At 71.3% G+C, this 19,096-nt stretch carries 14 protein-coding genes; 8 read left to right on the top strand and 6 right to left on the bottom strand.

Features of this window, described 5'->3' with window-relative positions; all coding sequences use genetic code 11:
* Positions 1 to 344: 344 nt before the first annotated feature.
* Positions 345 to 1,769 (top strand): flavin monoamine oxidase family protein, encoded by a 1,425-nt coding sequence (locus KHP12_RS45360; protein ID WP_211834568.1) that lies wholly within the window; start codon positions 345 to 347, stop codon positions 1,767 to 1,769.
* A 169-nt stretch (positions 1,770 to 1,938) separates the two neighbouring features.
* Here the strand turns inward: KHP12_RS45360 and KHP12_RS45355 are convergent, their stop codons facing one another.
* Positions 1,939 to 2,811: an NAD(P)-dependent oxidoreductase gene (locus KHP12_RS45355; protein ID WP_086884371.1), complete on the bottom strand. Its 873-nt coding sequence runs from the start codon at positions 2,809 to 2,811 to the stop codon at positions 1,939 to 1,941.
* A gap of 172 nt (positions 2,812 to 2,983) precedes the next feature.
* Here KHP12_RS45355 and KHP12_RS45350 point away from each other — a divergent pair, with 172 nt between their 5' ends.
* From KHP12_RS45350 to KHP12_RS45340, 3 genes are all read left to right on the top strand, one after another.
* Entirely contained in the window at positions 2,984 to 3,637 is a 654-nt protein-coding gene (locus KHP12_RS45350; protein ID WP_086884372.1) for a TetR/AcrR family transcriptional regulator, read from the top strand.
* 170 nt (positions 3,638 to 3,807) lie between these two features.
* Positions 3,808 to 5,139, top strand: coding sequence for an FAD-dependent oxidoreductase (locus tag KHP12_RS45345; RefSeq protein WP_086884373.1), 1,332 nt, complete (start codon positions 3,808 to 3,810; stop codon positions 5,137 to 5,139).
* On the top strand, positions 5,136 to 5,975 hold the full coding sequence (locus KHP12_RS45340) for an alpha/beta fold hydrolase (RefSeq protein WP_086884374.1): 840 nt from the start codon (positions 5,136 to 5,138) through the stop codon (positions 5,973 to 5,975). The genes KHP12_RS45345 and KHP12_RS45340 overlap by 4 nt, the downstream gene beginning before the upstream one ends.
* Positions 5,976 to 6,002: 27 nt before the next feature.
* On the opposite strand, the gene KHP12_RS45335 is transcribed toward KHP12_RS45340, so the two are convergent.
* Positions 6,003 to 6,848: an NAD(P)H-binding protein gene (locus tag KHP12_RS45335; RefSeq protein ID WP_086884375.1), complete on the bottom strand. Its 846-nt coding sequence runs from the start codon at positions 6,846 to 6,848 to the stop codon at positions 6,003 to 6,005.
* A 69-nt stretch (positions 6,849 to 6,917) separates the two neighbouring features.
* Positions 6,918 to 10,184, bottom strand: coding sequence for an AfsR/SARP family transcriptional regulator (locus KHP12_RS45330; protein ID WP_211834567.1), 3,267 nt, complete (start codon positions 10,182 to 10,184; stop codon positions 6,918 to 6,920).
* A 177-nt stretch (positions 10,185 to 10,361) separates the two neighbouring features.
* Between KHP12_RS45330 and KHP12_RS45325 the strand changes: the two genes are divergently transcribed.
* The 3 genes from KHP12_RS45325 (at position 10,362) to KHP12_RS45315 (ending at position 14,401) form a co-directional block, all read left to right on the top strand.
* A complete protein-coding gene (locus KHP12_RS45325) occupies positions 10,362 to 10,976 on the top strand; it encodes an NADPH-dependent FMN reductase (protein WP_244202776.1) in 615 nt (204 codons plus the stop codon).
* Between the two features lie 204 nt (positions 10,977 to 11,180).
* Positions 11,181 to 13,718, top strand: coding sequence for an ATP-binding protein (locus tag KHP12_RS45320; RefSeq protein ID WP_210608965.1), 2,538 nt, complete (start codon positions 11,181 to 11,183; stop codon positions 13,716 to 13,718).
* A gap of 26 nt (positions 13,719 to 13,744) precedes the next feature.
* On the top strand, positions 13,745 to 14,401 hold the full coding sequence (locus tag KHP12_RS45315) for a hypothetical protein (RefSeq protein WP_210608966.1): 657 nt from the start codon (positions 13,745 to 13,747) through the stop codon (positions 14,399 to 14,401).
* Positions 14,402 to 14,471: 70 nt separating this feature from the next.
* Here the strand turns inward: KHP12_RS45315 and KHP12_RS45310 are convergent, their stop codons facing one another.
* Complete coding sequence (locus tag KHP12_RS45310; RefSeq protein WP_308289533.1) at positions 14,472 to 16,649, bottom strand: ATP-binding protein; 2,178 nt, start codon at positions 16,647 to 16,649, stop codon at positions 14,472 to 14,474.
* Positions 16,650 to 17,158: 509 nt separating this feature from the next.
* Here KHP12_RS45310 and KHP12_RS45305 point away from each other — a divergent pair.
* Entirely contained in the window at positions 17,159 to 17,698 is a 540-nt protein-coding gene (locus KHP12_RS45305; protein ID WP_086883381.1) for a flavin reductase family protein, read from the top strand.
* A 288-nt stretch (positions 17,699 to 17,986) separates the two neighbouring features.
* Here the strand turns inward: KHP12_RS45305 and KHP12_RS45300 are convergent, their stop codons facing one another.
* Positions 17,987 to 18,406, bottom strand: a complete 420-nt coding sequence (locus tag KHP12_RS45300) for a YybH family protein (RefSeq protein ID WP_086883382.1) — start codon at positions 18,404 to 18,406, stop codon at positions 17,987 to 17,989.
* Positions 18,407 to 18,513: 107 nt separating this feature from the next.
* Complete coding sequence (locus tag KHP12_RS45295) at positions 18,514 to 18,894, bottom strand: YybH family protein (protein ID WP_086883383.1); 381 nt, start codon at positions 18,892 to 18,894, stop codon at positions 18,514 to 18,516.
* Positions 18,895 to 19,096: the final 202 nt, after the last annotated feature.

Raw genomic sequence — 19,096 nt, 5'->3', positions numbered from 1 at the left:
ACGATTACCGGAGTGAGGAAATCAGGGCCGCCGCCGGTGCTCGGTTCCTCCATACTGATCCCGAGTCGGCAAGACGGCTCGGGGGCGATTCGGCCTCACGGGGGTGGCTTGAAGAAACACGCGTGGTTGCGCGCGCGGCTAATTCATCCATCGCGTCCGACGTATCAAAGCCGGGCGCTGGGGGGTTCACCGCCATCGGTGCCGTGTGAATCCGAAGCCTTCCCCACCCTGCCCTGGGCCTTTCGCGGACCGCGTATGTCCCGGCATTGATCTGCCAAGCCTCCGCGTCTTTCTCCGGGGCACCGTCTTCGACTCACCACACACGCACGTAGCAGAGGAAAGTCATGTCTCATCACAGTCACACCCCCGCGGAGCCCACCCGCCGTCCGCTCAGCAGGCGCGGACTGATCAAGGCAGTTGGTGCCACCGCCGTCGGAGCGTCCATCAGCACGATGGCGTCCGGCCGGGCGAGTGCGGCGGGGGCCACGGCGGCGGACGCCATCGTCATCGGGGCGGGCTACGCCGGCGGTACGGTGGCCCGCGAGTTGGCGGCACGCGGGCTGAAACCCGTGGTGCTGGAGGCCCGCGACCGCGTCGGCGGCCGAATATTCACCGCCACGTTCGGCGGGGAGCAGGTGGAGCTGGGCGGCGCCTGGCTGGGCCCGCAGCAGGAACTCGTCCACGCCGAGCTGAAGCGGTACGGCATCGGGACGTATCTCGACACGGTGGCCGAGCAGGTGGTGCTGCCCGGGCCCAGCGGTCTGCGGACCGTGTCACCGGAGCAGGCCGCGACCGTGGTCGAGCCGCTGTGGAACAGCTTCTACGAGGGGTCGGAGAAGTACTTCGAGCGTCCGCACGACCCGCTGTACCGCAAGGATCTACTCGCCTCGGTCGACCCGCTCTCCCTACAGGACCGCCTCGGCAAGTTATCGCTGGCACCCGAGGAGCTGGCGACCCTGAGCGGGGAGACCTCGGTCTACTCGGGCGGAAAGAGCACCCTCGGCTCACTGACCGGGATGGCGCAGTGGATCCAGCTCTCCGGCGGGTCCTACGGCACCTACACCACCACCATGACCCTGCGGCCGGTCGGTGGGATGGGCGCGCTGCTGACCGCGATGCTGAACGAGTCCAAGGCGGACGTCCGGCTCAGCACACCGGTCACCAAGATCACCGAAGCCAAGGGGGTGGTGACGGTCGAGACCTCGAACGGGCAGACGTTCACCTCCCCGGTGGTGGTCGTCGCCACCCCCACGAACACGTGGCGGTCCATCACCTTCAGCCCCGGACTGCCCACCGCCCACGCCCAGGCGGCCTCCCAGGGGATCGGGGTGCCACTCGCCACCAAGGTGTGGATACAGCTCCGCGGCCAGGTGCCGGCCGTTCAGGGGCAGGCGGCCGAGGGTTCGGCGCTCCCCATGCTGATCCCGCAGCAGCAGACGTCCAAGGGCCGGATCATGGTCGGCTTCGCGGGGCCGTCCCTGGACGTGAGCAATCGGACGAAGGTGCTCGAGGCGGTGCGCGCCTACATCCCCGGCGCCGAGCTCCTCGACTACCGCGTGATGGAGTGGGGCAAAACCCCATACATCAACGGTGGCTGGGGTCTGCGCAAGCCCAATCAGCTCCTCACGCTGTTCCCGGCCATCGAGCAGCCGCACGGCCGCATTCTCTTCGCGGGGGCGGACATCGCCCGCGGCTGGCACGGCGCGTTCATCGAAGGGGCCATCGAGTCCGGTCTCCGCGCGGCCGAGCAGGCGGCCGGTCTCATCTGAGGCTCCGCGCCCGTGATCCCCGGGGCCGGCTGATGGACTGGCCCAGGCCTCCCGCGTGACACCGGGGCAGACGCACCGCGGCGGTGGTTCCCGCCGGACACCGGTCCGGCGGGAGCCACCGCGTAACGGGGCCCGGCCGCCACCTCACCGCGGCCGGCCCGCGCCGACGTCAGGCGCTGGGCTTCTTCAGCACCTCGATCAGGCTGGAGAAGCTGTTGTCGGCGAAGCCGGCGTCCATGCCCTTGTGGAAGATCTCCGCGACGACGGCGGGCAGGGCGGTGCTGATGCCCGCGTCCTTGTGGGTGTGGAGGATGTGGTCGACGCTGGCGGCGCCCATCGCCAGCCGGTCCACGTCACCGGGGTACTCGCCCGAGTCGACGTGGCCCGCGTACAGCTCGAGGAAGTGCGGCATCATCTGCGTCATCATCGTCGCGTACGGCAGCAGTTCCTTGGCGGAGACTCCGTTGGCCTGCCCCAGCGCCACCATCTGGTAGAAGCTGAGCATCGTGGTCCAGAAGATGGTCATCTGGGCCTGGTAGTACATCGCGGCCAGACCCGGGTCCTCACCGCGGAAGTCGGCGCCGGTCAGGACCTTCAGGGTGCTCTCGTACTTGTCGAAGGCGTCCTTCGGGCCGCTGTAGTAGGTGGAGGACTCCGGCTTGCCGATCATGGGCGGGGGAACCTGCACACCGCCGGTGATGTGCACCGCCCCGTGCCGCTCCGCCCACTTGGCGGCCTCGCGGGCCCGCTCGGGGGTGTCCGAGCTCAGGTTGGCGATGACCTTCCCGGACAGGGCGTCCGGCGCCTGCTCAAGGACGGCGTAGACCGCGTCGTAGTCGGTGAGGCTGAGAACGATCAGCTCGTTGGCGGCGAGGGCCTCGCTCACGGTGGAGGCCAGGACGGCGCCCTTGGCGACCAGGGCCTCGGCCTTGGCGGGCGTCCGGTTCCACACCGTCACGGCGTGCCCCTGCTCCAGGAACGTGCTCACCATCGCCTGGCCCATCGGGCCCAGTCCGATCACGGTGACGGGCTGCTTGCTCATGGTTCTCCTCGGAATCTCTCGCGACTGGGCTGCCGCGCCCTGGCGGGGGAACACACGGCAGGGCACGGCGTGGATCGCCGTGTAGAACGAACGATCTATCCAGACCCTAGCAGAGCCTGGATCGATCGTTCTATCCGGTTGGAGCGATCGTTCTATCCAGTAGAGTGGGTGCATGTCTTCCACGTCGCAGCTCGCCGAGAACCCCGGGGCAAGCGGTACCGGCGACACCCGCGAGCGCATCGTCAGGTCCGCCTCGCGGCTGCTGCAGCGCCAGGGGTACGAGGGCACGGGCATCAAGCTGATCGCCCGTGCGGCGGGCGCCACGCTCGGCTCCGTCTACCACTTCTTCCCCGGCGGCAAGGAACAGCTGGCGGTCGCCGCCATCCAGCACGGCCAACAGGAGTTCACCGAGATGCTCCGCACCGGCCTGGGCCGTGAGGAGGACAGCGCCGCCCAGGCACTGGAGAACTGCAGTCGGCATCTCGCCGAGTCCCTGCGGAAATCCGACTGGGCCGACGGCTGCCCGGTCACCACGACGGCGCTGGAAACGCTCGGCCGCATCCCCGCCATAGAAGAGGCGTGCGTCCAGGCACTCGGCGAATGGCAGGACGTGATCGCGGACCGGCTCCAGCGTGCGGGCTTCGATGAGACCGAGGCCGACGCCCTCGCCTCGACCGTGCTCAGCACCCTGGAGGGCGCTGAGACGCTGAGTCAGGTGCATCGCAGCGAGGGGCCGCTGCTGCACGCGGGACGGCATCTGGCCGCGCTGGTCGAGAGCCGGCGCGGCGAACCGGCCGCCGGACAGTCGGAGCCGGTCAGCGGCTGACACCGGGGCGACCAATCCCGCATCCCCCGCCTGAGAGCGGAACATTACCGCGCCGTGTGCCTCCGATGACCGCTCGGAGTTAACTTCCCTGGGTCCTCTGGGGCCACCGTGTCGTCCGTGACGCGTGGCGCCCAGACGAGCGGTGATGAATTCAGAGGAGGCACCCCGCCATGGCGGACAAGAAGTGGCGAAGAGCCGTGGTGCTGGGCGGGAGCATGGCGGGGTTGCTGGTCTCCCGCGTTCTGTCCGAGGTCTATGACGAGGTCATCGTGGTGGACCGTGATGAGCTGGCCGATCTCCCCGGCCACCGGCGGGGCGTACCACAGGGACGCCATGTGCACGGACTGCTGGCCCGGGGGCAGCAGATCGCCGAGGAACTGTTCCCCGGCATCACGGCGGAGCTGGTGGCGTCCGGCGTCGTGACCGGCGACATGACCGGCAACGTCCGCTGGATCATGGACGGCGAGCCCATGGGCGACAGCCACTCCGGGCTGCTCACCGTCTCCGCCGACCGCCCCACCCTGGAACGGCACGTCCGGGCCCGGGTGCGGGCGCTGGCGAACGTCCGGTTCCAGGACCGGTGCGAGGCCACCGGCCTGCGGTTCTCCCCCGATGGGGGCCGGGTCACGGGCGTACGGACGGTGGATGGCGCCGGCCGGGGCACCACGGTCGACGCCGACATGGTGGTGGACACCATGGGGCGGGGCTCCCGGACGGGCAGATGGCTGACGGAGGCCGGCTGGTCCGGGGCGGAGGAGGAACGGACCAGGATCGGCCTCGTGTACACCACCCGCCCGTACCGCCTCGCGGCCGATCCCTCGCCCGGCGACTTCTCCCTGGACATCGTCGCGACGGCCGACAATCCGCGGGGCGGGATCTGCGCCCGTGTCGACGGCGACCGCCATCTGGTGACCGCGTACGGAATCCTCGGCGACGTACCGCCCACCGACCCGGAGGGCTTCCTCACCTTCCTCAAGTCGCTGCCCTCACCCGAGATCTATGAGGCGGTCACCGAGGGAGAGCCGCTCGACGATGCCGTCTCCCACCGGTTCCCCACCAGTCTGCGCCGCCGCTACGAGCGGCTGGAGGGCTTTCCGGCCGGGCTGCTGATCGCCGGGGACGCGGTGTGCAGCTTCAACCCCACGTACGGACAGGGGATGACGGTGGCGGCCCTGAGCGCGCTGGTGCTGCGCGCGCACATTGCCGGTGACGGTCTGCCGGACCCGCTCAGCTACTTCCGCGATCTCGCCCGCGACGCGGTGGACGAGGCGTGGCAGCAGGCGCTCGTCAATGACCTGGGCTTCCCCGGCGTCGAGGGCCCGAGGACCCCCGAAGTCCTGGAGGTCCAGGACTACATCGGCCGGCTGCTCACCGTGGCGCGGGAGAACAGCGAGGTCATGGCGGCGTACGCACGAGTCATCAGCCTCACCGAACCGTTCCGGACGCTGCGCGCACCCCAGGTGCGTCAGGCGCTGGACCTCTTCCCGCAGGTGCGGGCATGACACGGATCCCCGTCGAGGACCTGGTGTTCGACGTCGATGTGGCGGGCCCGGAGGACGGCGAGCCCGTACTGCTGCTGCACGGCTTTCCGCACAACCGCCTCTCGTGGAGCGAGGTGTCCCCGGTGCTGCACCCGGCCGGGCTGCGTACCATCGCCCCCGACCAGCGCGGCTACTCCCCCGACGCCCGCCCGGCGGAGACCGGGGCGTATGCGCTACGGGAGCTGGCCGGGGACGCGCTGGGGATCCTGAGCGCGCTGGACATCGAGTCGGCGCATGTGGTGGGCCACGACTGGGGTGCCGTGGTCGGCTGGTATCTGGCGGCCCGGACGCCGGAGCGGGTGCGCAGCCTCACCGCCGTGGCCTTCCCCCATCTCGACGCCTACCGGTACGCGCTGCGGGTGGACCCCGAACAGCGCGAGCACTCGGGATACATCGAGGCGCTCAGCGCCGAGAACACCGCGGCCGACTTCCTCGCCGACGGCGCGGCCCGACTGGAGGCGTGGTACCGACAGCCGGGAGCGGGTGTGCTCAGCGAGGAGCAGATCCGGCGGTACCTGAGAACCCACACCGCGCCGGGAACGCTCCGGGCGGCACTGCGGTGGTACGGGGCCGGTACTCTGCTGAGCGATGAGCCGCTGGGCCCGGTCACGGTGCCCACGACCTACGTCTGGAGCGAGCGCGACCCGGCGGTCGGTGCCTTCGCCTCGGAGCAGACCGCGCACCACGTCACGGGCGACTACCGCTCCGTACGGCTCGCGGGTGTGTCGCACTGGCAGCCCCAGCAGTTCCCGGAGACGGTGGCGGCGGAGATCCTGCGCCGGGTGGGGCGCGGCTGACCGTACGGCATGGCCGCGCCCGCGGACTCAGCCGGCCCACGCCCCCGCGGCCGCGGCCCGGCGGACGAAGTCGGTGAGGTCAACAGGGGCGCGGCCGAGCACCCGCTGGACGCCGTCGGACAGATGGGCGTCCTCGCCGTCCCGGAGCCATCCCCACAGCCGGGCCACGAACCGGGCGGCGTCCTCCGGTGTGCCGTCGGCCACGAGCCCCGCCACGTACTCCTCCTCGGACACCGGTACATAGCGGACCGGGCGGCCGCTCGCCTCGGCGATGGCGGCCACCGCCTCCGCGAGGGTCAGCGCACGTGGCCCGGACAGCTCGTAGGTACACCCCTCATCTCCCTCACGGGTGAGGACGGCGGCCGCGGTCTCGGCGATGTCCTCGGTGTCGATGAACGGCTCCAGGCCGTCCCCGGCCGGCAGCCTCACCTCTCCGGCGAGCACCGGTGCCCGCATCAAGTCGTCCTCGGCGAAACCCTGCATGAACCAGGTCGGCCGCAGAATCGTCCACGCACCGCCGGAGTCCCGCACCGCGTCCTCCGTGGCGAGCATGCCGGGGTCGCCAGAGTCCGCCCAACCTCGGGCCGAGAGCAGCACCAGCCGTTCGACGCCCTGGGCCACCGCGAACGGGGCGAAGGCCCGCATCCGCTCCGCCGCGTGCTCGTTCTGCGCGTCCACCAGGTATGCGGCGCCCGCACCGGAGACCGCCGTCTTCCAGGTGGACTCGTCGAACCAGTCGAACGGTACCGGGGTGGAGCGGGACAGCGCCCGCACCTCCTTGCCGCGCCGCCGGAGACGGTCCACCACATGCCGGCCGGTCTTGCCGGTGCCACCGATGACCAGGATGGGTCTGTGCCCGCCAGTGGATTCCATGGCGACGAGTGAATCAGACGGGGTCGAACCGCAGGTGCGCGAGCGGCGAGTTGAAGACAGCGGTGACCGTCAGGCGCCCGCGGCCGCCGCGTCCTCCTCCTTGCTCGCCGCGTCGCCGTGGGCCGTCGCCTCCCCGGCGGTGAAGGCGGCCGTGAAGGCCGCCTCCCCCAGTGCCTCCCGTGCCCGCGTGGAGATCCGCTCGACATCGCCGCGTTCGGCGCGGGGCAGCGGCGCGCCGGACCGGATCCGCGTCGCCGACGCCGTGCCCAGCAGCCGCGCCGCACGCTCGTGCCGCCCCGCGAGCGCATGCGCCCCGGCGAGCCCCTCCAGCGCGAGCGCCACGGCCCGCGCGTCGCCCGTGGCACGCGCGGCGGCCAGGCAGTCCAGGTGGAGGGAGAGCGCGGCGGCGGCGTCCCCGCGCTGCTCGGCGACGAAGCCGAGCTCGGCCAGCACCAGGGCGAGTCCGGTGTACGCGCCCCGGCGCTCGTTCCACTCGCGCCACGGCCGCAGGTGTTTCTCCGCGGTGTCCAGGCGTCCCTGACGCCGGGCGGCGAGGGCGAGACCCATCTCTGCGAACTGCTCCACCGGCCGATTGCCCTGCTCGGCCGCGAGCAGCCGGGCTCGTTCGTGGAGCTCGTCCGCCTCGGTGAACCGCTCCGACAGCAGGGCGATCCGGCCCAGCCCCGAGAGGGTGCGGGACACCTCCGACCACAGCTCCAGCGATTCGGCGATCCGCAGCCCCTGGCGGTGCAGCCGGGCCGCCTGCTCGTAGTCGGCGTTGACCTCGGCGAGCACGCTCAGCACCTCGGCCGCCTTCAACTGACCCCAGGCATCGCCCAGTTCACTGAAGTGCACATGGGCCTCCGTGGCGTTTCCGCGCAGCGCCTCCAGATCGCCGCGGGCCATGGCGAGGGCGGCCCGGGTGCCCAGCGCGGCGGCCACCCCCCAGGCGTCACGCAGCATGCGGAAGTCTGCGAGGGCCCGGTTGACCTGCTCCTCACCGGCGGCCAGGGCCCCGAGGCTCCACAGAGCGTGGGCCAGAAACCACTCCGCCCTGGCCCGGCCCTCTGTGAGCTCCGCGGCATCCCGGGGCTCAGTGGCGCGCGGAAGATCGACACTGCACTTGCCAAGCAGCAGACCGAGCCCGCTGTACCAGGTCCGCGCCTCGGCCCGTATGGACTCCGGTGCCGGGCCGTCGATGGCGAGCGCGGTCGCCATCGCGCGCAGAGCCTCGCCGAGTCGACCGCGCAGAAACCAGTACCAGGTCAGGGCGTTGGCCAGGCGCAGCGCCGGATGGGCCTGGCCGGTGCGACGGGCCTCTTCCAGGGCGCGCTGGAAATTGGCGGATTCCGCATCCAGGACGAGCAGCCAGCGACGTTGGTCGGAGCCGTGGAGACGCGGCCGTGCCCGCTCGGCGAGGGACACGTAGTGGTTCAGGTGGCAGGTGGCCAGTTGGCGCGCCTCGCCGGCGCGCTCCGTCTTCTCCTGCGCGTACGCCGCCACGGACTCCAGCAGGCGGTAGCGGGGCACGGGGGTTCCCTCGACCCGGATCACCAGGGAGCGGTCCACCAGCCGGGCCAGGAGGTCGAGCACCTGGTCTCTGGACACCCCGGAAACCGCGCAGAGCTCTTCGGCGGCCTGGAGGGTGCAGCCCTCGGCATGGACGGCCAGCCCGCGCAACAGCCCCTGTTCCTGGATGCTGAGCAGGCTCCAGCTCCAGTCGATCGTCGCCTGGAGGGTCTGCTGGCGGGGCGGGGCACCCCGATAGCCGCTGTTGAGCACCCTGAACCGGTCGTCGAGCCGGCTCAGCAGCTCCTCGGCGCCGAGCGCGCGGACGCGGGTGGCGGCGAGCTCCAGGGCCAGCGGGATGCCGTCCAGCCGGCGGCAGATCTCGGCGACAGCGGGGCCGGTGGCGGCGTCGAGGGTGAAGCCGGGGTCCACCGCGGTGGCCCGCGCGACGAACAGCTGGACGGCGCTCGAGCGCTCCCACGCCAAGGCTCCGGCGTCCGGCAGCGGTACTCCGAGGGGAGGCACTGGCCAGACCGTCTCGCCGGGCAGCCGCAGCGACTCCTGGCTGGTCGTCAGGATCTTCAGATGGGGGGCGGTGCGGAGGAGGAGGCCGACCAGTTCCGCCACCGCGTCGATCACATGCTCGCAGTTGTCCAGGACCAGCAGCAGCCGGCGGTTGGCGAGCGCACCGGACAGCCGGCGCGCGGAGTCGTCCCCGCCGTCCGCCACGAAGGCGCCGGAGCCGGACTCCTCGCGGATGCCGAGCACCGCCATCACATGCTCGGCGAGCGGCCCGATCCCGGTGGACCGCTCCGGGGATCCCGTCCCGGCCAGCTCCACCAGCCAGACACCGTCCTCGAATTCGGAGTCCAGCCCGTCCACCGTGGCGGTCGCGAGCCTGGTTTTGCCGACGCCGCCGGGGCCGGTCAGGGTGACCAGCCGGTGATCCGTCATCCGGATCAGCCGCCGCACGTCAGCGACCGCCGCCTCCCGCCCGATCAGGGGGTTCGCCCCGAGGGGAAGGTTGCTCCGCGGGCGGGGGCCGGGGGCGGCGCGGGGGGTGTCGGCGGTGTGCTGGAGCGTCGGATCCTGGCGGAGGATGGCCTGCTGGAGCGCGTCGATGGCGGGGCTGGGGGTCAGCCCCAGCTCCTCGTCGAGCCGACGGCGTAACTCCGCATAGCTGTCGAGCGCTTCTGAGGAGCGGCCCACCCGGTAGAGGGCGCGCATCTGCACCATCCGCATCCGCTCCCGGAGCGGATGGGCGGCCACCAGGGCGGTGAGTTCGCCGATGACCATGCTGTGCTCGCCCAGTTCGAGGCGGGCCTCGGCATGCTCCTCCACCGCCGTCAGCCGTTCCTCCTCCAGCCTGGCCACCGCGGCCTGGACGAAGGGCTCGTCCGCGAAGTCGGCGAATGCCGGTCCCCGCCACAGGGCCAGCGCGTCCATCAGGGTGGCGGCCTTCGACCGGGGGTCGTCGAGGGTGCGGGCGCGCTCCACCAGGGCCCGGAACCGGTCGGCGTCCACCGTCTCGCACGGCGCCCGCAGCGCGTATCCCCGGGAGTGGTGGACGATCAGCTCCCGCGCGCCGGGCTCCGCCTCCTCCAGCGCCCGGCGCAGCTGCGAGACCTTGGCCTGAAGGGATCCGGCGGGGTTCGCCGGAAGCGTCGAACCGCCCCACAGATCCTCGATCAGCCGGTTCACCGCGACCACCTGCCCGTTGTGGGCGAGCAGATCGGCCAGCAGGGCACGGACCTTCACCTCGGGTACCCTGACCGGTCTCCCCTCGGTGGCCCTGACCTCCAACGGGCCCAGCACCCCGAATCGCATTGATCCACAGTAACTCAGGGCAACCCGCGACGAGACGACAGTGAGGAGACGAGTTGGGAGCGCTCCCTTCGGGCCACGCAAGGCGTCCGAAGGAGACCCGAAGCGAAGCCGAAGCGGTCCCGAAGGCATATGCCGCACAGTAATGCCGAGTAGGCACCGAGGGGAGGGCGTAAGCGGATGGACACGCAGATGAGCGGCGGTGACCGACTGCGGCTGGTGATCCTGATCGGCAGCGTCCGGGACTGCCGGTTCGGTCTCCCCGCCGCCGAATGGCTCGCCTCGGTGTCCCGGCTCCGAAAGGGTTTTGACATCGATGTCATCGATCTGACCACCGCATGGCTCCCGGACATGATGTCCACCGCGCCCTCGGCGGGCAGACCGCAGGCGGTGCGGGACCTGGCCCCGTGGCTGGCGGCGGCGGACGCGTTCGTGATCGTCACCCCCGAGTACAAGCGGGGCTTCCCGGGCCCGTTGAAGAGCGTGATCGACTGGTACGACGAGGAGTGGCGGGCCAAGCCGGTCGCCTTCCTCTCCTACGGCGGGGCGTCGAGCGGCCTGTGTGCCGTCGCCCAGCTCCGCCAGGTCTTCGCCGAGGCCCACGCGGTCACGGTCTCCGAGACCGTCAGCTTCCACCAGTATCTGGCACGCCTGGAGGCCGGCAGTCTGCCGTTCGATGACGAGGCCGCCCGGGAAGCGGCCCGCCTCATGCTCGACCGGCTCGGCTGGTGGGCCCGCGCGCTGCGCCGCGCGCGCTCGCTGGAGCCCTATGCGCCGGGCGAACATCACCACTAGAACAGGATGGATCCCACTGGACCTCCGCCAACACGTCCGAAGCCCCCGGTGGACGGGTGGCCGTCGAGCGGCGGAGAAGACGTTCCGGGCCGGGCGCTCGAGGGAAGCGCCGCCGGACTCACACACCGACCACTGTTGGACCGGGCCGCCGGTGTCCCGATACGTGTTCTCGTCGAAACGTCACCTCGAGTGTGGGGAAATAAGGTGGAATTCAGGATTCTGGGCCCGCTGGAAGTGTTGTCCGCCGACCAGCACGTGGTATTGGGGGGCTTCAAACAGCGCGCGGTACTGGCGCTGCTGCTCCTGCGTGCGAACCGGGTGGTGGCCACCAGCGAGATGCTGAACGCGCTGTGGCCCGAGGAGGATCTCCCGGCCACCGCCCGGAAGATCGTGCAGAACGCCGTGTGGGGACTGCGCGCCATGCTGGCGGACCCCTTGGGGGGAGGCGGCCCGGCGGACGGGGACCGGCCGGCACTGCTCACCCAGGCCCCCGGTTATGTCCTGCACGTCGCGCCCGAGCGGCTCGACGTGCATCGCTTCGAACGCCAGGTCGCCGAGGGACGGTCCCGGCTGGCCGCCGGCGACGCCGAGAAAGCGGCGGGCCTGCTGCACGAGGCGCTCGACGAATGGCGCGGTCCGGCCCTGGCCGACCTCGCCGAACAGGGCGTGGAATGGCCGGAACTGACCGCCCTGCACCAGCAGCGGCTGGACGTCATGGAGGACCGCTTCGAGGCCGAACTGGCATGCGGCCGACACCAGGCCATCCTGGGGGAGCTGGTATCGCTGGCCGCCGCGGAGCCCTTACGGGAGCGGCTGTGCGGCCAGCTGATGCTCGCCCTGTACCGCTGCGGTCGCCAGGCGGAGGCGCTGGGGGTGTTCAGCAGCGTGCGCCGGGCACTGGTCGACGAGTACGGGCTCGAGCCCTCCCGCGACCTCCAGCTCCTCCAGCAGAACATCCTCACCCACGACCCCACGCTGGTGCCGCCCGTGACACCGCCGCCGGTGACATCGTCGACGACGGCACCCGTGGCCGCACGGCCGCCGCACACCGAGCCGCCCCACACCCCCGAGCCACGGCATCCCGAGCCGTCGCGCACCGATCCTCGTTACTCCGCCGAGACCACGCATGCCGGGACGCCGCACCCGGTGGATATACGGCCTGCCGGGGCACCGCACCTCATGGAGACACCGCCGCTCGGAGCGTCGTGCCCCGTGGAGACGGCCGCCCCGGAAAACCCCCACCCGGTCGGGACACCCGCGCTCGAGGTCCCGCCCCTCATGAGGAGACCGCCGGTCGGAATCGCGCACGAGCGGGCACCGAGCGCCGTCCGGACACCGCCCCGCGCCGAGGCCGTGCGCCCGGAGCGCCGCCTGTCCAGACGGGTGGCCGCCCCAACGGCGCCCGGCGGCCGCACCGCCTCCGGGGGGCCGGTGTCCGAGCGGCGTCAGGTCAGCGTGCTGCTGACCCGCACCGTATGCGCCGGCGAGGACGAAGCGCTCGCCGGTGAACCGGGCGGCCTGTCACTGCGCGACATGGTCCACGCGATCGCAGAGAGCGTCGAGGAGCTCGGCGGCGCGGTCATAGGCTCCCTCGGTCACGACTCCCTGGCGCTGTTCGGGCTCACGGCGGACCGGCCCGCCGCGTCGCTGGACGCGGTGACGGCGGCGCTGACTCTGCGCGACCGGTTCTCCGAGCTGCCCGGCGCCTCCTTCCGGGCGGCGGTGGTGGCGGGCGAGGCGCTGGTCCGTCATGACCCCCACGACCCCACCGCCCCGGTCACGGTGGTCGGCCAACTGCTCGACGAGGCGCAGTCGCTGCTGGCCTCGACACCGTGGGGCGAGGTGTACGTGGGCGGCGACGCGGCGCGGGTCACCGGCGTCGGGCTCCGGCACCGGCCGGTGCCGACCCGTCCGGAAGGGGTCGCCGATGTGCGGCAGGTGCGAGCGGTGGACGGTGGACGGCCGGGCGGCGAGGGCCTTCCCACCGAGCACGAGCCCGAACTGAGCATCGTCTCCAGCCTGCTGGACCGCACCCGGTGCCAGGGAACGCCGCACCTGGTGACGATCCTGGGCGAGCGCGGGGTCGGTAAGAGCCGCTTCCTGGCCGAGTTCGAGCGCCGGGCCAACCGGCAGCCTGACTCGACGTGGATCATGCGGCTGAACGTCTCGGAGTATGAGTCGGACGTCTTGCGGCTGGCGCGGGACACCCTGGCCACCCGCTTCGGGCTGCCGCCCAGCGGCAGCGCTGACGGCCGATTCGCCGAAGCCGTACGGGCGATCACCGGGCCGGGCGCGACCGCCGAACGACTCCAGCGGAGCCTCAACCCCCTCATGGGGCCCGCGCCGCACATCCGCAGCGGCGAGGAACTCATCGAGAGCTGGGTGGAGTTGCTGGTGCTGGTCGCGCGGGAGGAGCCGGTGGTGCTCTGCCTGGACGACGTCCACCAAGCCGATGAACAGCTACTGGACGTCATCGAGGAGCTGGTCTTCACCGCCCAGGACGTCCCGCTGTTCGTGGTGGCCTGCGGTGAGCCGGAACTGCTGGAGCGACGGCCGTTCTGGGGCAGCGGTCAGCGCCACGCCGGCACCCTGACGCTGGACCGGCCGTCGCGGCTGGGACGGAGGCCGTCCCGTCTCCCGGGGCGACCCCTGCTGCGGCGTGCCCATGGCTGGGCACACTCCGGTCATCAACCGTTCGCGCCGAGTGATCGCCGCGTGATGACCGGCGATTGGAACGCTTGAGTACGGGATCTGTTTCGCTGGATCCCATGGCTGACAACGTTTCCCGCATCATCTCCCCTGCCTCCGCCTCCCCCGACGCCATTCCCCCTCTGGCCGCGCTCGTGGGCCGGGAGTTCGTCGAGGCCCTGGGAGCGGGGCTGCGCCGGGCGAGAGCCGGGCATCCGGGCGGGACGCACACCGCGTCCCGCCCGTACCACCGCATCGCCCCCGAACCGCCGGACGCCGCTCCGGGGGAGCCCGAGCCGGGGGCCACTCGCCCCACACCCGCTCACACCGGGACCGGGGCGGTCGTCCCGCGGCGTGAGCCGACCCCGGAACACCTGGCGGCCCTGGCCGTGACGCTGCTCGGCGAACACGCCGCCGCGATCCTCCGGGACTTCGAGACCGCTCTGCCGCTGGTGATGAGGCAGCGGGCGGGGGCGGGGCGGGTGTCCAGGCTCTGGCTGGTCGGCTGGGCGGGTGCCGCGCTGCGTGCCGCCCTGCGCCGTGGCGCCGGGGCCCGGACCACCGCCCGGCCGCCCGCCGCCGACCAGCAGGTGATCGCGGCCGCCCTGCTGCTGGAATGCGCGGCCGCCGCGCTGCCCGCGGGCCATCCGGCCGCCTCCGAGGCGGTACGGATCCTGGCACGGGCGATCCGTACGCTCCCCGCCGGCCCGGTGGCACCTCCCGGCTCCACCGGCTGAGCGCCGACGTGGCGGACGGGGCGTGGCCGACGCGACGTGGCGAACGCGGGTGGGGGACGTCTGGGTTGGGCTAGACGACGTCCGCGTTTCCGCCGGGCGCCAGGAGGGACCTCAGCAGCTCTTCCAGGGGGTCTGCGGCGGCCTGGGTGAGGCTGATGGTCATGGCGTGCGACCTGCCGCCCGCCCAGTCGGGGCGGCGTTCGAGCAGCGCGGTGTGGGCGCCGACGACGTTCAACAGGGGCACTCCGTGGCAGCCTTCGATGAGGTGCTCGACCGTCTCCAGCAGGAGGTCATCAGCCCGGTGCACATCGTCCCAGATGAGCACCAGGGGCTGTTCGAGCGCGGCCCGGCCGAGGAAGCTCCGCCAGGCGGAGAGGGCGGCGCGGAGGCCCGGCCCTCCGTGGAGCGGCGGTTCGGCGGCGATCAGGGGCCGAAGCAGCGACAGCATCGTCTCGGCGACCTCCTCGCTCTCCGCGACCCGCATGATGGTCGCGCGGGCCTTGGCGAACGCCGCATCGGCGGTGTCCTGGCCGGTGATACCGCAGTAGGCGGCGAAGACACCGGCCGCCATGGACCGTGCGTCGGCCCCGCCCGGATCCGGCGGAAGGTCACAGCTCAGGACGCGTACGTCCGTCGACTCGGTGGCGAGCCCGCGCCGGAATTCCCGCAGCAGCCGGGTCTTGCCGAGCAGGTGCTCACCCAGAACCGTGATCACATGTGGGATGGAGCGCTGCCGGGTGCGGCGCCACACGCCGTGCATCAGGTGCAGTTCACACTCGCCGTCGGAGGTCCCGATCGCGTCGGCGTTCCAGCCCCCGGGGTTCTCCGCCTCCCCGTCGGGGATCGCCATCGCGTCCGCGCTCCAGCCCCTGGGGTTCTCCGCGCCCCCGCCGACCGTGCCCTCCCGCCAGGCCGAGGGAGAGGCGGAGACCCGCTGATAGGTGTGGCCCCGCGCGGTCAGCCGCCGGGTCTCATCGCATACGTGCACCTCGCCCAGCGGCGTCCGGTCCAGCAAGGTCCGGCAGGTGTCGACCACATCGCCGCCGACCCACGGCCGGACGGTCCCGCTGACGGGCCAGCGGCAGATGACGGCTTCTCCCGTGGTGACGGCGGCATGCACGGCGAGACCGGCGGCCACCGGCGCGGACGCGGCGAGCGGGTCCGCCGGAGCGCTGAGGCGGTCGCGTACGGCGGTGGCCGCGAGCACCGCGCGCTCCGCGCTGTCGGGCTCGCCCGGGCGCGGATCGAAGAGGCTCAGCTGGACGGAGCCGATGGAGGTCGTGGCCAGGCCGCCGTATCGCTCGACCGTCTCGCAGGCCATCGTGGACACCGCCTCCAGCACCCGGTCGACGTCGTCAGCGGGCAGCGTCTCGACGAACTCCGCTCCGAGCGAGAAGCGCAGCAGCAGGACACTGGCCGGCCGCCGGCCGGCCGGTGAGTCCTCGGCCGCCACGGCGAGGGTGAGCTCCGGCACGTCGGGCGGGGCCGCGGCCGCCCGCTCCCAGGTCGCCGTCGGCGGATCCTCACCTCCGATGACCATGGTGCCGGAACCGCCGGTCACGGTGGCCGTTTCCCGCTGGGCGGTCACCTCGGCGAGCAGGTCCAGCGCCGGATCATGGGTGAGGATCGACTGCCGGAGCAGTTGCATCTCGCGGCCCGGCTCCAGTCCGAGCCCGTCGACGAGGGCGGTCCGGACCCGGCGGTAGACGCCGAGCGCGTCGGCCTGCCGGCCGCATCGATAGAGGGCGAGCATCAGCTGTTGGGCGGCCCGCTCCCGCAGCGGCTCGTCCTGGACGAACGCTTCCAGTTCCCGAAGGATCGCATGGTGTCCACCGCTGGCGAGTTCGGCCTCGAAGCGGTCCTCCATGACGTCGAGCCTTCTTTCCTGGATGGCGGTGAGTTCGGGCCACGCCATACCGTCCTCCACCAGATCCGCGAGGACCGGACCGCGCCACAGCGACAGGGCTTCGCTCAGCACCCGGCCGGCGGTGAACGGATCTCCGACCGCCAGCGCTGCCCGCCCCCGGTCCACTTGCTGCTGGAAGACAAGCAGATCGACCTGTTCGCCACGGACCCGCACCATGTAGCCGGGAGCCCGGGTCACCAGTTCCGGAGTGCCTCCGGAATCCGGCAAGTGGGCCAGTGCGCGACGCAGTCGCCAGACCGCGTTCTGGAGGATCTTGCGCGCCGTGGTGGGGGGTTGGTCGGTCGGCCACAACGCCTCGACCAATCGGCTGGTGGGTACCACACGGTTCGCATGAAGCAGAAGGAACGCGAGGGCGGCCCGTTGCCGAGTGCCGCCGAGGTCGATCGGGCCACGAGCGACTTCGGCCTCCAATGGGCCTAAAAGGCGAAATATCATGCATCCCCACGCTCTATACCCGCACGCTATAAATATGAGAACTCCAGTGTCCAAGACCGTTGGCACAGGCCGACGGGAATGCGCCGAAGGCAACGGCCGAGCAGGGGAGAGTCGCCCCGGTCAACAGACCGGCCACGTACGAGCCTTTTGCCCTAGATGCCCGGCCGACTCCGGACGGGCGGCCGACTCGCCCATCTCGCCCATGCGCCCAGAGTGCGCCCGGCGGGTCAAATCTCGGTCATCGTGCAGTCATATACCCACCGTGCGGCCGGGAGGGAGCGGCGTTACCCGACCGTGGAGTCCCGCCGGGAATCCACCGGTACGTTGAGGAATCCGGCCCCTTGTCCCGCACCAGAATAGGCCGGGATTGCCCCAATAAATTCGGAGAGGGTGGCATGAATTCCGCGTCCGCTGAACTCGACCCCACAGCTTCGCACTCCAGGCCGCAACCGGTGGGCCCCGGCCGACTGCGGGAAGTGATGTCCCGCTTCGCGACCGGGGTCACCGTGATCACGGTGGGCCGGGAACATCTGCACGCCATGACGGCCAACGCCTTCAGCTCCGTGTCGCTCGATCCGCCGTCGGTGCTGTGCAGTGTGGGACACGGTGCGGTGATGCACCAGGCGCTCACCTCCGCCGGCCGATTCGCGGTCAACATTCTCGGCGCCGAACAGGAGGATGTGGCCCGGCACTTCGCCGACAAGAACCGGACCCTGGGCGCCGCGCAGTTCGACGGAGTCGCGTGGCGGCCGGGCGAGCACACCGGGGCCCCACTGCTGGCGGGCTCGCTGGCCTGGATGGAGTGCGAGCTGACCGCCGCGCACTCCTTCGGCGATCACACGATTTTCATCGGTACGGTTCTGGAGGCCGCCCGCGACGTCGAGGGCCATGGCCTGCTGTTCGTCAACGGCCGGTTCGGCCGCGCGGCCGCCTAGGGTCTGCCGTCAAAGGGTGCGGGCGCCGGGAGCAGGGCGCCCCCCTTTGACGGCAGGCCCCAGCGGCGGCCCACCGCGGCGGGCGGCGAGCGGCGACAGGGGAACGGCGTGCCGGATACCGGCCGATTCCCGGTCATGAACCGCCCGTTCCCGCGCGCCCCTCCCTGTCGGCCGTCTCGGCGCACAAGAGAAACCCCCTTGGTCTCCCAAGGGGGTTTCTCTTGTTCCTTGTGTTCCTCATATGGCGCGGGACCGCTTCCAGGTCACGTGGGAGCGGCCCCGCGCCGGCTATTCGGCGACCAGGCCCGTGGAGGCCACCGGCCGGTCGATGGCCATCAGCCAGCGGCCGTCCTCGAGCCGGCGCAGCACATCGGTGCAGTTGCCCTCGAGCAACACCGGCTCCCCGTCCGGGTCGGTGGTCTCGATGCTGTACTCGACACCGATCAGCGCCACATCACCCGCGACATACGAATGGGTGACCTTCGCCTTCAGACTGGGCTTGTTGGCCAGGAATTCCTTGAAGAACTTCAGCCGCGCCGCTCCGGTGAGGGGCTCACCGGAGAAGTTCGAAATGGAGTCCTCCAGGTACAGACGGTTGAACAGCTCCCCGTCAGCGGAGTTGAAGACCTGGATGAAAATCTCGTTCTGCGTTTCGGTGTCACTGGTCAGATCGGGGTTCTCGGGATCGAACGCGACGGTGAAGGCCATGATGAACCGGCCCGCCTCTCTGTGATGGGCTGGATGGGTGTGGGGTACCGGCCGGGCCGTGGCAGCGGCTTCGGCGCCGGATCGGAGGGGAACTCGGCCCAGAAGTCTCAGGCGGCCTGGCCGTACGGGTCGTCGACGGCGTACCGCCACACGCCGTCCTCGCACAGCCGGAGCACATCGACGCCGATGCCCGAGAGGCGCTCCGGCCGACCCTCGTCGTCGACGGTGTCAATCACCCAGTCGACGATCGCGAGGGCGGTGTCGCCGGTCACGAAGGTCTGGCGGGGAGTGGCGGTCATCTTGGCGCCCCGTGCGAGGAATTCCCGCTGGTAGTCCCTGCGGGCCTGGCCGGTCAGCGGTTTGCCCGGCTCCCAGACGACGACGGCCTCCTCGGTGTAGAAACCGTCGACGGCTTCGAAGTCCCCGGAGTTGAAAGCCTCGACGTAAAGAGAAGTGTGCTTTTCCACGATATCGGTGGACTGCGACATGGCGCGAATCGACCTGCCTTTCCCTGAGGCTCGATTGGTGTGTGCGGTGTTCCGGAGGATATGCCGCCGAGTTCAGGGCCCAGCCATCACCGGGTAATGCCTCGCTCTCGGCCCTCTTCAGTCTCGCTCATTACCTGGTCGAGGCCGGGCGCTGAGATACGGGAGAACGTCCTTTCTTACGCTTCCGGAGCAGTTTTCTTTA

Source organism: Streptomyces asiaticus (assembly GCF_018138715.1).
GTDB lineage: Bacteria > Actinomycetota > Actinomycetes > Streptomycetales > Streptomycetaceae > Streptomyces > Streptomyces asiaticus.
The sequence above is the reverse complement of the archived record's forward strand: the minus strand, read 5'-3'. Positions and strand labels throughout refer to the sequence as shown.

What these genes read in the sequence shown, in the direction of transcription:
- KHP12_RS45360 (WP_211834568.1), top strand. Translation starts at nt 345, where the DNA reads ATGTCTCATCACAGTCACACCCCCGCGGAGCCCACCCGCCGTCCGCTC.
- KHP12_RS45355 (WP_086884371.1), bottom strand. Translation starts at nt 2,811, where the DNA reads ATGAGCAAGCAGCCCGTCACCGTGATCGGACTGGGCCCGATGGGCCAG.
- KHP12_RS45350 (WP_086884372.1), top strand. Translation starts at nt 2,984, where the DNA reads ATGTCTTCCACGTCGCAGCTCGCCGAGAACCCCGGGGCAAGCGGTACC.
- KHP12_RS45345 (WP_086884373.1), top strand. Translation starts at nt 3,808, where the DNA reads ATGGCGGACAAGAAGTGGCGAAGAGCCGTGGTGCTGGGCGGGAGCATG.
- KHP12_RS45340 (WP_086884374.1), top strand. Translation starts at nt 5,136, where the DNA reads ATGACACGGATCCCCGTCGAGGACCTGGTGTTCGACGTCGATGTGGCG.
- KHP12_RS45335 (WP_086884375.1), bottom strand. Translation starts at nt 6,848, where the DNA reads ATGGAATCCACTGGCGGGCACAGACCCATCCTGGTCATCGGTGGCACC.
- KHP12_RS45330 (WP_211834567.1), bottom strand. Translation starts at nt 10,184, where the DNA reads ATGCGATTCGGGGTGCTGGGCCCGTTGGAGGTCAGGGCCACCGAGGGG.
- KHP12_RS45325 (WP_244202776.1), top strand. Translation starts at nt 10,362, where the DNA reads ATGGACACGCAGATGAGCGGCGGTGACCGACTGCGGCTGGTGATCCTG.
- KHP12_RS45315 (WP_210608966.1), top strand. Translation starts at nt 13,745, where the DNA reads ATGGCTGACAACGTTTCCCGCATCATCTCCCCTGCCTCCGCCTCCCCC.
- KHP12_RS45305 (WP_086883381.1), top strand. Translation starts at nt 17,159, where the DNA reads ATGAATTCCGCGTCCGCTGAACTCGACCCCACAGCTTCGCACTCCAGG.
- KHP12_RS45300 (WP_086883382.1), bottom strand. Translation starts at nt 18,406, where the DNA reads ATGGCCTTCACCGTCGCGTTCGATCCCGAGAACCCCGATCTGACCAGT.
- KHP12_RS45295 (WP_086883383.1), bottom strand. Translation starts at nt 18,894, where the DNA reads ATGTCGCAGTCCACCGATATCGTGGAAAAGCACACTTCTCTTTACGTC.